General features: G+C 55.8%; 9 protein-coding genes. 4 read left to right on the top strand and 5 right to left on the bottom strand.

What is annotated here, in order from left to right; genetic code table 11:
• Positions 1-101 precede the first annotated feature (101 nt).
• Positions 102-1,751, bottom strand: a complete 1,650-nt coding sequence (gene pgi / locus N1249_RS01235; protein WP_259833907.1) for a glucose-6-phosphate isomerase — start codon at positions 1,749-1,751, stop codon at positions 102-104.
• Positions 1,752-2,125: 374 nt separating this feature from the next.
• Between pgi and lysC the strand changes: the two genes are divergently transcribed.
• The 3 genes from lysC (at position 2,126) to N1249_RS01220 (ending at position 4,836) form a co-directional block, all read left to right on the top strand.
• Entirely contained in the window at positions 2,126-3,475 is a 1,350-nt protein-coding gene (lysC, locus tag N1249_RS01230) for a lysine-sensitive aspartokinase 3 (protein WP_259833906.1), read from the top strand.
• 93 nt (positions 3,476-3,568) lie between these two features.
• Entirely contained in the window at positions 3,569-4,513 is a 945-nt protein-coding gene (panS, locus tag N1249_RS01225) for a ketopantoate/pantoate/pantothenate transporter PanS (protein WP_259833905.1), read from the top strand.
• 50 nt (positions 4,514-4,563) lie between these two features.
• Positions 4,564-4,836, top strand: a complete 273-nt coding sequence (locus tag N1249_RS01220) for a DUF3811 domain-containing protein (protein ID WP_259833904.1) — start codon at positions 4,564-4,566, stop codon at positions 4,834-4,836.
• Here the strand turns inward: N1249_RS01220 and rluF are convergent, their stop codons facing one another.
• The 3 genes from rluF to metH form a co-directional block, all read right to left on the bottom strand.
• Complete coding sequence (gene rluF / locus N1249_RS01215) at positions 4,837-5,709, bottom strand: 23S rRNA pseudouridine(2604) synthase RluF (protein ID WP_259833903.1); 873 nt, start codon at positions 5,707-5,709, stop codon at positions 4,837-4,839.
• A 160-nt stretch (positions 5,710-5,869) separates the two neighbouring features.
• Positions 5,870-7,501, bottom strand: coding sequence for a Na/Pi cotransporter family protein (locus N1249_RS01210; protein WP_166718246.1), 1,632 nt, complete (start codon positions 7,499-7,501; stop codon positions 5,870-5,872).
• Between the two features lie 216 nt (positions 7,502-7,717).
• A complete protein-coding gene (gene metH / locus N1249_RS01205; protein ID WP_259833899.1) occupies positions 7,718-11,401 on the bottom strand; it encodes a methionine synthase in 3,684 nt (1,227 codons plus the stop codon).
• 194 nt (positions 11,402-11,595) lie between these two features.
• On the opposite strand from metH, the gene iclR reads away from it, so the two are divergent.
• Positions 11,596-12,423, top strand: coding sequence for a glyoxylate bypass operon transcriptional repressor IclR (gene iclR / locus N1249_RS01200; RefSeq protein ID WP_072250767.1), 828 nt, complete (start codon positions 11,596-11,598; stop codon positions 12,421-12,423).
• A gap of 22 nt (positions 12,424-12,445) precedes the next feature.
• Here iclR and aceK read toward each other — a convergent pair whose 3' ends face one another.
• Positions 12,446-14,197 carry a bifunctional isocitrate dehydrogenase kinase/phosphatase gene (gene aceK / locus N1249_RS01195; RefSeq protein WP_259833894.1) on the bottom strand — a complete coding sequence of 584 codons (1,752 nt, stop codon included), beginning with the start codon at positions 14,195-14,197 and terminating at the stop codon, positions 12,446-12,448.
• Positions 14,198-14,220: the final 23 nt, after the last annotated feature.

The following is a 14,220-nucleotide window of genomic DNA, read 5'->3' as shown; positions in this document are numbered from 1 at the left end:
AGATTAAACTCATCACGGGAATTTGAGTTAAATAACAGACATCAGGAATTATCCGATAAAAAAATGCCGGCATTTCGCCGGCATTTTTCATGACATATTAATTATGCACGCCATGCTTTATAACGGTTAATCAAACCGTTTGTAGAGCTGTCGTGGCTGCTAATCGCTTTGTCATCACCCAGCTCCGGCAGAATGCGGTTTGCCAGCTGTTTGCCCAGCTCAACGCCCCACTGGTCAAAGGTGAAGATGTTCAGGATCGCGCCCTGAGTAAAGATTTTGTGCTCATACAGGGCAATCAGCGCACCCAGGCTGAACGGCGTGATTTCGCGCAGCAGGATGGAGTTGGTTGGGCGGTTGCCTTCGAACACTTTGAACGGCACAACGTGATCCAGAGTCGCCGGATCTTTACCCTGGTCGCGGTATTCCTGTTCAACCACATCACGGGACTTGCCGAACGCCAGCGCTTCAGTCTGAGCAAAGAAGTTAGACAGCAGTTTCGGGTGGTGATCCGACAGTGGGTTATGGGTAATCGCAGGCGCGATGAAATCGCACGGTACCATTTTGGTACCCTGGTGGATCAACTGGTAAAACGCATGTTGGCCGTTGGTGCCTGGCTCGCCCCAGATAATTGGGCCAGTCTGGTAGTCCACGGCATTGCCGTTACGGTCAACGTATTTACCGTTGGATTCCATGTTGCCCTGCTGGAAGTAGGCAGCAAAGCGGTGCATGTACTGGTCGTACGGCAGGATAGCTTCGGTTTCAGCGCCGAAGAAGTTGTTGTACCAGATACCGATCAGCGCCAGCAGCACTGGCAGGTTTTTCTCAGGCGCGGTGGAGGCGAAGTGTTTATCCATCGCATGTGCGCCGGAAAGCAGCTCAACGAAATTGTCGAAGCCAACAGACAGGATGATGGACAGACCGATTGCAGACCACAGAGAGTAACGGCCGCCAACCCAGTCCCAGAACTCAAACATGTTTGCCGTGTCGATACCGAACTCACCAACCGCTTTACCGTTGGTCGACAGCGCGGCGAAGTGTTTCGCGACGTGTTTGTTGTCACCGGCGGTTTCCAGGAACCAGTCACGCGCGCTGTGGGCGTTGGTCATGGTTTCCTGCGTGGTGAAGGTTTTAGACGCCACCAGGAACAGGGTAGTTTCCGGGTTCACGTTCTTCAGCACTTCAGCGATGTGCGTACCATCGACGTTAGAAACGAAGTGCATGTTGAGGTGATTTTTGTACGGACGCAGCGCTTCGGTGACCATGAATGGGCCGAGGTCAGAACCACCGATACCGATGTTCACCACGTCGGTGATGGCTTTGCCGGTGTAGCCTTTCCAGCTACCAGAGATGATCGCTTCAGAGAAGGCTTTCATCTTCTCCAGTACCGCGTTCACTTCTGGCATCACATCTTTGCCATCGACGATGATTGGAGTATTGCTACGGTTACGCAGTGCAACGTGCAGCACAGCACGGTCTTCGGTGCGGTTGATCTTCTCACCAGAGAACATGGATTTAATCGCATCGCTGAGCGCGGTTTCTTTCGCCAGATCCTGCAATTTTGCCAGTGTCTCTTCGGTAATGCGGTTTTTGGAGAAGTCCACCAGCATCAGGTCGTCGAAGGTCGCGGAGAACTTGCTGAAACGATCGGCATCTTTCGCGAACAGATCCGCGATAGTGACGTCTTTCATTTCATCAAAATGTTTCTGTAGTGCCTGCCAGGCAGCGGTCTGCGTTGGGTTGATGTTTTTCATTAGCAATACTCTTCTGATTTGAGAATTGTGACTGCGGTCGATTGTAGCGCCTGCGAATAAAAATTGTGATGGTTTTTATGCCATTGCCCTGGCCTGCATCAAACGCAGGTGAAAAGACCCGAAAAGTATAGCTGCTAAAACCCGCCCCCGAGGGGGTTGAATGTCGTTCAGAATGTCCTGATTTGCAGAATAAAATAGCGGCTTGTTATAAGTCCTGTTACTGAGGGGTGCCCCCCCATGAAAAATCCGCATAATCCCAGCATTGACAGGACCTCCCCCACATTTTATTTATAGGGCCGTATTTGCGCCTGCACCTGTTTTCGTTTCATTCTTGTGCCAAGGTCGCTTTATTCATTCCCTGACACGAGGTTGTTATGACGAGTTTTGTGGTCGCTAAATTTGGCGGCACCAGTGTGGCTGATTACGATGCCATGAACCGCAGCGCCGATGTGGTGCTAGCCGATCCGAATACCCGCCTGGTGGTGCTTTCTGCATCCGCTGGCGTGACGAACCTGCTGGTTTCTCTGTCTGAAGGACTGGAAGCGACAGAACGTTTCGTGAAGCTCGACGCGCTGCGCAAAATTCAGTTCAACATCCTCGAGCGGATGCAGAATCCGAACGTCATCCGCGAAGAAGTTGAGCGCCTGCTCGAAAACATCACCACGCTCGCGGAAGCCGCATCGCTGGCAACCTCTACCGCCCTGACTGACGAACTGGTTAGCCACGGCGAGCTGATGTCTACCCTGCTGTTCGTTGAGATCCTGCGTGAACGTGAAGTTCAGGCGCAGTGGTTTGACGTCCGTAAAATCATGCGCACCAGCGACCGCTTTGGCCGCGCCGAGCCAGACGTCGACGTACTGGCCGAGCTGACCACCCAGCAGCTGGCACCGCGTCTGGCAGAGGGTATCGTGATCACCCAGGGCTTTATCGGTAGCGAAGCGAAAGGCCGTACCACTACCCTTGGCCGTGGTGGCAGTGACTACACCGCCGCACTGCTGGGCGAAGCGCTGCACGCGACCCGTGTGGATATCTGGACCGATGTCCCGGGCATCTACACCACCGACCCGCGTGTCGTTTCCGCGGCGAAACGAATTGATGTGATCGCGTTTGAAGAAGCGGCTGAAATGGCTACCTTCGGCGCGAAAGTGCTGCACCCTGCAACGCTGCTGCCAGCCGTGCGCAGCGATATTCCGGTGTTCGTTGGCTCCAGCAAAGATCCGAAAGCGGGTGGTACGCTGGTCTGCAAAAAAACCGAGAACCCACCGCTGTTCCGCGCACTGGCTCTGCGCCGTCGCCAGACGCTGGTTACGCTGCACAGCCTGAACATGCTGCACTCCCGCGGCTTCCTGGCGGAAGTGTTTGGGATCCTGGCGCGCCACAATATCTCCGTAGACCTGATCACCACCTCCGAAGTGAGCATCGCGTTGACGCTGGACACCACCGGTTCAACCTCTACTGGCGATACCCTGCTGACCCAATCGCTGCTGATTGAGCTGTCTGAGCTGTGCCGCGTGGAAGTGGAAGAGAACCTGGCGCTGGTTGCCATCATCGGGAACAAGCTGTCACGCGCCTGTGGCGTGGGCAAAGAGGTCTTCGGCGTGCTCGACCCGTTCAACATTCGCATGATTTGCTACGGCGCTTCCAGCTACAACCTGTGCTTCCTGGTCCCTGCCGATCAGGCAGAGCTTGTCGTGCAAAAACTTCATCAGAATTTGTTTGAATAAAATTCGTTAGCACGATAAACAACATCTATAAGCCGGGCACAGACCCGGCTTTTTCATAACTAAACAACACGACAATACTGCAAGGAATTAACTATGTTATCCGCCATCACCCGGCTGTTCCCGTTATGGGCACTGCTGCTCTCTGTACTCGCTTATTACACTCCCACCAGCTTCACGGGCATCGGCCCCTGGGTCACCACGCTGCTGATGCTGATTATGTTCGGTATGGGCGTGCACCTGAAAATTGACGACTTTAAACGCGTGCTGTCGCGCCCTGCGCCTGTCGCCGCGGGTATTTTCCTGCATTATCTGGTGATGCCGCTCGCGGCCTGGCTGCTGGCGATGGCCTTTAAGATGCCGCCAGATTTATCCGCCGGGATGGTGCTGGTAGGCAGCGTGGCGAGCGGTACGGCATCCAACGTGATGATCTATCTGGCGAAAGGCGATGTTGCGCTCTCCGTGACCATCTCGTCCGTGTCTACGCTCGTAGGCGTGATTGCCACGCCGCTGTTAACCCGCCTGTATGTGGATGCGCATATTCAGGTAGACGTCATGGGGATGCTGCTCAGCATTCTGCAAATCGTGGTGATCCCGATTGCGCTGGGTCTGGCTATCCACCATTTGTTCCCGCGCGTGGTGAAGGCGGTCGAACCCTGTCTGCCGGCATTTTCGATGGTCTGTATTCTGGCAATCATCAGCGCCGTGGTAGCGGGTTCCGCCTCGCACATTGCGTCTGTCGGCTTTGTGGTGATCATTGCGGTGGTGCTGCATAACACCATTGGCCTGCTGGGTGGCTACTGGGGTGGCAAACTGTTTGGCTTTGATGAATCCACCTGCCGCACGCTGGCGATTGAAGTGGGAATGCAAAACTCTGGCCTGGCCGCGGCACTCGGTAAAATCTACTTCTCGCCGCTGGCCGCTCTGCCTGGCGCATTGTTCTCGGTGTGGCATAACCTTTCAGGCTCTCTGCTGGCAGGTTACTGGTCTGGCAAACCTATTGAAGAACAACCGAAAAAAGATGTGGTGAAACAAGGTTAATTGCCGCCACTTGTTTTACACTGAAGCCTCTTCCACAGGAGGCTTCAGCGATGGCGACACCACGATTGACCCAGCAAGATATGACGGAAGCCGAGCAGCGTGAACTTAAGACGCTTCTCGACCGCGCCCGTATCGCCCATGGCCGCACACTGACTAACGGCGAAACCAATCAGGTAAAAAGAGAGTACATCGACAAACTGATGGAACAGCGTGAAGCAGAGGCAAAAAAAGCCCGCAAGTTGAAGAAACAGCAGGCTTATAAACCCGCTGCAGAGGCGACGTTTTCCTGGTCGGCAAATACCTCTACCCGTGGACGGCGCTGATTAGCGCCCCTTCTTTTTGCGCCCGGGCTGGGTAAAGCGTTTTCCGTTAGCCGGTTTACCTCGCCCTTTGTCTTCTGCCTGCGGGGCTTTCACCACCGGGCGTTTAACCGCCTGGGTCTTCGGTTTGGCTTTCGCTTTTGGTTTCGCTTCAGAAGATGAATTCTCAATCAGCTTAAACAGCTCAATCAGCTCGTCACCCGTTAAGTCGCGCCACTCGCCCAATGGAATACCGGACAGGCTGACGTTCATGATTCGGGTGCGTTCCAGCTTCGTCACGTCATAACCAAAGTGCTCGCACATACGACGGATCTGGCGGTTTAAGCCCTGTACCAGTGTAATGCGAAACGCGAACGGGGCTTCTTTCTTCACCTTACACTTTTTGGTAACGGTGCCCAGAATCGGCACGCCAGCGCCCATTCCACGGATAAACTCGTCAGTGACCGGCTTATTCACCGTAACGATGTACTCTTTCTCGTGGTCGTTTCCGGCACGCAGAATTTTGTTTACCAGGTCGCCGTGGTTGGTGAGAAAAATCAGCCCCTGGGAGTCTTTATCCAGTCGGCCAATCGGGAAGACACGGCTGCTGTGATTAACGAAATCGACAATGTTGTCTCGCTCGCCATCTTCCGTGGTACTGACGATACCAACCGGTTTATTCAACGCGATAAACACCAGGTCTTCAGCATCGCGGGGTTCGATGACCTGACCATTCACTTTGACCACATCGCCAGGTACCACCTGGTCGCCGATGGTGGCGCGTTTGCCGTTGAGGAACACGTTACCCTGTTCAATGTAACGGTCAGCCTCGCGACGTGAGCAGATCCCGCTCTCGCTAATGTATTTGTTTAATCGGGTTGATTGAGTTGGCAGCATAGTTTCTCCTGTAGAGGCGAAATATACCTTACCTTGCGGCTGAGAAAAAATGCCTTAGTAGCCATTGATAAGAAAATCGAGCGCATCCCGCATTTAAGCTAGAACACATTTAAAACGGAAGCACGCCTCGTAAAGCTGTTCTGCGAGGCGCTTTCAGAGATTAATACTCGTCCCGTTCGTCGTCTTCATCCGGCTGTTCCATCACGCTGTAGGCCACGGAACAGAATAACGAGTTAAGACGTTTCATATCGCCCAGCAGCCCCAGGTGCAGAGAGCTGGTTTCAATGCTTTGCACGTTTTGCTGGTGCAGTCGTTCAACGTGCGCATGAGAGTAACGGCGGTTAAGAATGCGGAAACGGTGTTTGTTGCGGCGTAAACGGCGCGCGCCTGGCACATCGCTTGAGAAAAAGACCAACATCGCCAGCTTGAGGTTACTCAACAGCTGTTCGTGCAGGGCTTCCAGCTCCTTCAGACCTTCAACCGAGAACGCACGGCGCGCAGCCAGCGATTTATCGGCTATTTCACTGCCCATACGTTCGACGATGTCAGAGGCCTGCTCCAGGTTGAGGGACATTTCGATGATTTCTGCCCACCGGCGCGACTCCTCTTCCGCCAGCTCGTCCTGAGGCATTCGCGCCAGATAGAGCTTGATGGCGGTATAAAGCACGTTTATATCATCTGCCAGCCTGCGCAGCTCTTTTTCTTCCCGAGGCTCGCCGTGCATAACCTTTTGCAGCCCCTCCAGCATCGTTTCCATCGCATCCCCCATGCGCAGCGTCTCGCGGGCGGCATTGGCTAAGGCCAGGGCCGGGGTGTCCAGCGCAGAGGTGTCCAGATGCTTCGGTTTCAGCCGGGCGTCCAGCTCAGGTTCATCGCGGATAAGACGTTCGCAGAAGCGGGCCATTGGTGCAGCGAAAGGCACCATCGCCAGACAGCGGACCAGGTTGTAGAACACGTGGAAATAGATAACCAGCTCGGCGTCCGACAAAGGCAGCTTTTGCATGATCCCTGCCAGCAGGTGAACAAATGGCAGAATAATCAGGCTTCCCACCAGCTTAAACAGCAGGCTGCCGAGCGCAACGCGGCGGGCCGCGGCATTGGCGGCGCTATTGTTAAGCATCGCCAGCAGGCCAGAGCCAAGGTTCGCACCAATCACCAGACACAGCGCCACCGGGAACGAGATGGCCCCGGCACTCGCCAGGGTCGCGGTCAGCAGCACGGCGGCCAGGCTTGAATAACTGACGATGGCAAAGACGGCACCAATCAGCGCATCCAGCATGATATCGCCCGTCAACGAGGCGAAAATCACCTGCACGCCGTTGGCCTGCGTAATGGGCGTTACCGCCTGCACAATCAGCTCCAGCGCCAGCAGGATCAGCCCCAGGCCAATGCCCACTCGCCCGAGCTGCCCGGCGCGGGTCTGCTTACGGCCCAGGAAGAAGATAACGCCGATAAAAATCAGCAGCGGCGACAACCATGACAGATCGAACGTCAGGATACGCGCCATCAGCGCGGTCCCCACATCGGCACCCAGCACAATCACCAGCGCAGGCGTTAGCGCCACCAGATCCTGCGCCACGAACGAGGTGACAAGCATGGTGGTGGCGTTACTGCTTTGCACCAGCGCCGTCACGCCGATGCCCGCACAGAAGGCGAGCGGCTTCTTCTCAACGCTGCTGCTGAGAACGGTTCGTAGGCGCGCACCGAATACGCGCATCACACCGGTACGGACAATATGTGTGCCCCATACCAGCAATGCCACTGCGGAGAGCAGGTGTAACAAAGTCAGCACAGAAGGAGGTCCTCCTTATCGTTATCGATTTTCCTGAGGTTCAGCGCGCGTTGTCTTGCCGGATGGCGGCTACACCTTATCCGGCCTACGCGCAGGCCCGGTTAACAAAGCCCACCGGGCGATATGGAAAGAACCTTCTTTCAGTATAAGGGTTTAAACGTAAGAAAGAGACAGGGCGCCCAATGAGCGCCCTGTTTGTTGTAAGGAAAAGTGACCTTAGTCCGCGTCGTAACCTAAATTCGGCGCCAGCCAGCGCTCCACTTCAGAAACACTCATCCCTTTACGTTGCGCATAATCTTCTATCTGATCGCGCTGAAGCTGCGCCACGGCAAAGTACTTGCTGTCCGGGTGACTGAAGTACCAGCCAGAAACAGATGCCCCAGGCCACATGGCGAAGGATTCGGTCAGCTTCATGCCGGTGTGTGTTTCCACATCCAGCAGCTCCCAGATGGTGCCCTTCTCAGTGTGTTCCGGGCAGGCCGGGTAGCCCGGTGCCGGGCGAATGCCCTGGTAGTTTTCGCGGATCAGCTCCTCATTGCTGAGGTTCTCATTGGCCGCGTAACCCCAGTGTACCTTACGCACGCGCTCGTGCAGGTACTCGGCAAAGGCTTCTGCCAGACGGTCGGCAATCGCTTTGACCATGATTTTGTTGTAATCATCGTGCTGTGCTTCGAACGCATCCGCCAGCGCATCTTCTTCCAGACCACCGGTTACGGCAAATGCGCCGATGTAATCGGCTTTACCGGAAAGCTTCGGTGCCACGAAATCGGCCAGACAGTAGTTCGCAAAACCCACTTTCTCGGTTTGCTGGCGCAGATGGCGGCTCACGGCCAGCACATGGGTACGGGTTTCATCACGGTAGATTTCAACATCGTCGCCCACGCGGTTTGCCGGGAACAGACCCACTACGCCACGCGGGTTGAGGGTTTTCTCTGCGCTCAACGTGTCGAGCATCTCGTTCGCGTCTTTAAACAGGCGCTGTGCTTCTTCACCGACGACTTCGTCTTCGAGGATGCGCGGGTATTTCCCCGCCAGCGACCAGGTCATAAAGAACGGCGTCCAGTCGATGTAGTTACGCAGCGTTTCAATGCTGGCCGTCACATCCTGCACGCCCAGACGGTGCGCAACCGGCGGCGTATAGCTGGACCAGTCGAACGCCAGATCGTTATCACGCGCGGCCTGTAACGAGACCGGCGGGGTGCGTGGTTTTTTGCGCGCGTGCTGAATACGGACGGTTTCGTACTCTTTGCGGGTACGTGCCACAAAATCATCGTGCTGCGTGGCGGAAAGCAGCGAAGAGACAACCCCCACGGTACGCGAGGCGTTTTGCACGTAGACCGTCGGGCCACTGTAGTTCTGCTCGATTTTCACCGCGGTATGCGCTTTTGAGGTGGTCGCCCCGCCAATCAGCAGCGGAATGGTAAAGCCCTGACGCTCCATCTCTTTCGCCACGTTGACCATCTCGTCCAGTGACGGAGTGATCAGCCCGGAAAGGCCAATCAGGTCGGCATTCACTTCACGTGCGGTTTTGAGGATTTTATCCGCGGGCACCATCACGCCAAGATCGATAATTTCGTAGTTATTACACTGCAACACCACGCCGACGATATTCTTGCCGATGTCGTGAACATCGCCTTTCACGGTGGCGATAACCATTTTCCCGTTGCTGGAGCCTTTCTCTTTGCTGGCTTCGATAAAGGGTTCAAGGTAGGCCACCGCCTGCTTCATCACGCGGGCGGATTTCACCACCTGTGGCAGGAACATTTTGCCCTCACCGAACAGGTCACCGACCACGTTCATGCCGTCCATCAGCGGCCCTTCGATCACTTCAATCGGGCGTGCGGACTGGAGACGCGCTTCTTCGGTATCCAGTTCGATAAACTCGGTAATCCCTTTAACCAGCGAATATTCCAGACGCTTTCTCACATCCCAGGAGCGCCACTCTGCCTGCTGAACGTTGGCAGCTTCATCCGATTTGCTGCCACGGTATTTCTCTGCCAGATCCAGCATTCGCTCGGTGGCATCATCACGACGGTTGAGGATTACGTCCTCCACCGCATCGCGCAGTTCTGCCGGCAGGTCGTCGTAAATCGCCAGCTGCCCGGCGTTCACGATCCCCATATCCATCCCGTTGCGGATAGCGTAGTAAAGGAACACAGCGTGGATAGCCTCACGCACCGGGTCGTTACCACGGAATGAGAACGACACGTTCGACACACCGCCGGAGATCAGCGCATGTGGCAGCTCGCGTTTGATGTCTTCACAGGCACCGATAAAGTCCTGGGCGTAGTTGTTGTGCTCTTCAATCCCGGTCGCCACCGCGAAGATGTTCGGGTCGAAGATGATATCTTCCGGCGGGAAGCCCACCTCTTCGGTCAAAATTTTGTACGCGCGGCGGCAAATCTCAATCTTGCGCTCGCGGGTGTCAGCCTGGCCGACTTCATCAAAGGCCATGACCACCACGGCTGCACCGTAACGGCGAACCAGCTTCGCGTGGTGGATAAAGATATCGATCCCCTCTTTCATCGAAATGGAGTTAACGATGCCTTTACCCTGAATGCATTTCAGCCCTTTTTCGATGACCTCCCACTTCGAGGAGTCAATCATAATCGGCACGCGGGCGATGTCCGGCTCACCGGCAATCAGGTTGAGGAAACGTACCATCGCCGCTTCGGCGTCGAGCATCCCCTCATCCATGTTGATATCGATAATCTGTGCGCCGCTTTCAACCTGCTGGCGGGCAACGTCCAGCGCTTCGCTGTACTTCTCTTCTTTAATCAAGCGCTTGAACTTCGCGGAGCCGGTAACGTTAGTACGTTCACCGACGTTCACAAACAGGCTGTCGTCGCCGATGGTCAGCGGCTCAAGGCCAGACAAACGGCAGGCGACGGGCAGCTCTGGCAGCTTGCGCGGCGGTAACCCGGCGACCGCATTGCTCATGGCCGCGATATGTTCTGGTGTGGTACCGCAACAGCCACCCACGATATTCAGGAAGCCTGACTCGGCCCACTCGCGGATTTGCGCCGCCATGGTGTCGGCATCGAGATCGTATTCACCGAACGCGTTCGGCAGACCGGCGTTCGGGTGGGCGGTGACGTAGCATTCCGCGATACGGGAAAGCTCCTGCACGTACTGGCGCAGTTCATCCGGCCCCAGCGCGCAGTTCAGGCCGAAGGAGAGCGCTTCGGCGTGGCGCAGTGAGTTATAAAAGGCTTCGGTTGTCTGGCCGGACAAGGTACGGCCGGAGGCGTCGGTAATGGTGCCGGAAATCATGATCGGCAGGTCAACGCCCAGCGACTCGAACTCCTCTTTCACCGCGTAAATCGCGGCTTTGGCGTTGAGGGTATCGAATACCGTTTCAATCAGGATCAGATCGGAACCGCCTTCCACCAGCGCTTTGGTGGATTCGCGGTACGCGGCCACCAGCTGGTCGAAGCTAATATTACGAAACGCCGGATCGTTCACGTCCGGTGAAATCGACGCCGTGCGGTTTGTCGGGCCAAGTACCCCGGCAACGTAGCGCGGTTTATCCGGCGTGCGGGCCGTCCATTCATCTGCACAGGCGCGCGCCAGCTTCGCAGCGGCAAAGTTGATTTCCGCCGACAGGGATTCCATCTGGTAATCCGCCATGGCGATAGTTGTCGAGTTAAAGGTGTTGGTTTCAACGATATCCGCACCCGCTTCGAAATAGGCGTTGTGGATATCCGCAATGACTTGCGGCTTGCTTAACACCAGCAGGTCGTTGTTCCCTTTCAGGTCACATGGCCAGTCGGCAAAACGCTCGCCGCGGAAATCGTCTTCACTCAGACGATAGCCCTGGATCATGGTGCCCATGCCGCCGTCCAGCACCAGAATTCGTTCATTTAACTGCGCACGCAGTTGCTCTACTTTGCTGCTCACACTTGCTCCCGACAACGCTCAACCAGGCCAAAAGGCCAGCAGTCCATACTGGCATAATCTGGCAGAGTGGAAAAGTCACACAGCGGTAACATGAGACATGTTCACCATCACTCATCCGATCAGTCAGGATAACGGTTGCAAAACCAGCAAATAAAACGAAAATGATTTCCACGATACAGAAAAAGGAGATCGTCATGGTCGCTACCGTTCCCGCTAAACGCGGCAGAAAACCTGCTGCCACCACCGCCGCACAACAGGGCGGACAGGTTCAATCGCTGACTCGCGGTCTGAAGCTGCTGGAATGGATAGCCGAGTCGCACAGCAGCGTGGCCCTGACGGAGCTGGCGCAACAGGCTGGCCTGCCGAACTCCACCACTCACCGCCTGCTCACCACCATGCAGCAGCTGGGCTTTGTGCGTCAGGTGGGCGAGCTGGGGCACTGGGCGGTGGGCGCACATGCGTTTATCGTCGGCAGTAGCTTCCTGCAAAGCCGTAACCTGCTGGCCATTGTGCACCCTATTCTGCGCAAGCTAATGGAAGACTCCGGTGAAACAGTGAACCTGGCCGTTCTGGACCAGAGCGACCATCAGGCGATCATCATCGACCAGGTGCAGTGTACCCAGTTGATGCGTATGTCTGCCCCGATTGGCGGCAAACTGCCGATGCATGCCTCCGGGGCGGGCAAAGCGTTTCTCTCGCAGCTGAGCGAAGAGCAGGTCACCGGCTTACTGCACCGCAAAGGGCTGCACGCCTACACCCACGCGACGCTGGTTTCCCCGGTCCATCTGAAAGAAGATTTAGCCCTGACGCGCAAGCGTGGCTATTCGTTTGATGATGAAGAACATGCCCTGGGCCTGCGCTGCCTCGCGGCCTGTATTTTTGACGAACATCGCGAACCGTTTGCGGCCATCTCCATCTCCGGGCCCATCTCCCGCATGACCGATGACCGGGTAACCGAGCTGGGTGCGCTGGTGATTAAGGCGGCAAAAGAGGTGACGCTGGCGTATGGTGGGATCCGTTAAGGTTGAGAGCGGCCTGATGCCCTCACCCCGGCCCTCTCCCACAGGGAGAGGGAGAAAACCGGATGCAAAACCGCTGCTTACGCCGGTAGGCGTACACATCCTCCACGTGCCCGTTTTTGATCCGCGTTTGCAACCCGCGCCAGTAACTGGCGTGGAACAGGTCGTCGTGCATCTCTTCAAATAACGGCCCGATGCGCGGGTCGGCACATAGCCAGTGACGAAACTCCTCCGGGAAAACATCCCCCGGCGAGACGCTATACCACGGCTCGCTGGACATCTCGTCTTCCGGGTAGCGAGGCGGCGGAATGTCGCGGAAATTCACTTCGGTCATATAGCAAATTTCATCGTAATCGTAGAACACCACACGCCCATGACGGGTGACACCGAAGTTTTTAAACAGCATATCGCCCGGGAAGATATTGGCGGCGGCAAGCTGGCGGATAGCATTGCCGTACTCTTCAATAGCATCCCGCAATCCTTGCCCTTCCGATTGCTCCAGCCAGATATTCAGCGGCACCATGCGGCGCTCTATGTAGAGATGGCTGATGACTATTTTATCGCCCAGGTCGGTTATCTTTGCCGGGGCTTCCTGAAGCAAAAGCGCCATGAGCGCCGGGTCAATCTGCTGCTTATCCAGCACAAAGTTTTCGAACTCCTGGGTATCCGCCATGCGCCCGACGCGATCGTGTTCTTTCACCAGTTGATAGCAGGCCCGGACATGAGCGGCGGTCATCTCTTTCTGTGGGGCGAACTTGTCTTTGATAACCTTAAACACCCGATCGAAACCTGGCAGGGTGAACACCAGCATCACCATCCCGCGAATGCCGGGGGCTTCGATAAACTGTTCATCAGCCGTGGAGATGTAGTGCAAATATTCCCGGTAGCTTTCGGTTTTGGCGTGCTTCTGACAGCCAATCGCCATATACAGCTCGGCGGTGGTTTTCCCCGGCAGGATCTCACGCAGCCACTCCACCAGAGCCGCTGGCAGCGGGGCGTACACCATGAAATAGGAACGGGCAAAACCAAAAACAATGCTGGCTTCAGCGCTGGTTGTCAGGCAGGTATCGACAAACAGCTCACCCTCATCGCTGCGGTGAATGGGCAGCAGGAACGGTACGGTAGCGGTGGGCGTAATCAGTTTACCGACCAGCCAGGCGGCTTTATTGCGGTAAAAAAGCTCATTCGCAACGTGAAGATGGCTGTGAGCGAGTACCTCTTCACCGAACGTTTCACCGAGATGCGCGATGATAAAACCGATATCTCTGGTTTTGTTCTGCCAGGGCAAGCGCAGCGGTAAATCGGTTAACACGCGGTGTAGCAGAGACGCCCAGCCGTTATCGGGAAAGAAGTCTTTCGCCAGTGGCCGCGGGATGGTGCGAAAACGGCGCTCGGGCTGGGAGCTGAAAATAAATAACCGCTCGGGAGATAACGAGCGGTGGTCAAATAACCGGCAATAGACAGAGTTAAAAAAGCTCTCCGCAATTTCGAAGCGCGGGTAATCGGGTAATAAATGGGTGTAGTGCTCTTTAACGCGCAGCAAAAAAGCCGCATCAGGGCTTTTGCCATCGGTAATACAGCGCAACTGTTCCACCACCAGACCCACATGGTGATCGTAGAGGTGGATACGCTGCTTCATGGCCTGCTGGACTGCGTGCCAGTCGGCGTGTTCAAAACGCTGCTGTGCACCGGACGTCACTTCCAGAAAACGACCATACTGCGCGTCAAAGCCTTGCAGGATGGTTTGTGCAATCAATAATTCCAGGCCACGCGACATCTTATTCCCCCTCACCCTAACCC

It is taken from the genome of Enterobacter sp. CP102 (genome assembly GCF_025152625.1).
GTDB lineage: Bacteria > Pseudomonadota > Gammaproteobacteria > Enterobacterales > Enterobacteriaceae > Enterobacter > Enterobacter soli.
This window is presented reverse-complemented; position numbering and strand designations above follow the sequence as displayed.

Coding starts and splice junctions, on each gene's coding strand:
- iclR (WP_072250767.1), top strand. CDS start 11,596: ATGGTCGCTACCGTTCCCGCTAAACGCGGCAGAAAACCTGCTGCCACC.
- N1249_RS01220 (WP_259833904.1), top strand. CDS start 4,564: ATGGCGACACCACGATTGACCCAGCAAGATATGACGGAAGCCGAGCAG.
- aceK (WP_259833894.1), bottom strand. CDS start 14,197: ATGTCGCGTGGCCTGGAATTATTGATTGCACAAACCATCCTGCAAGGC.
- lysC (WP_259833906.1), top strand. CDS start 2,126: ATGACGAGTTTTGTGGTCGCTAAATTTGGCGGCACCAGTGTGGCTGAT.
- pgi (WP_259833907.1), bottom strand. CDS start 1,751: ATGAAAAACATCAACCCAACGCAGACCGCTGCCTGGCAGGCACTACAG.
- panS (WP_259833905.1), top strand. CDS start 3,569: ATGTTATCCGCCATCACCCGGCTGTTCCCGTTATGGGCACTGCTGCTC.
- rluF (WP_259833903.1), bottom strand. CDS start 5,709: ATGCTGCCAACTCAATCAACCCGATTAAACAAATACATTAGCGAGAGC.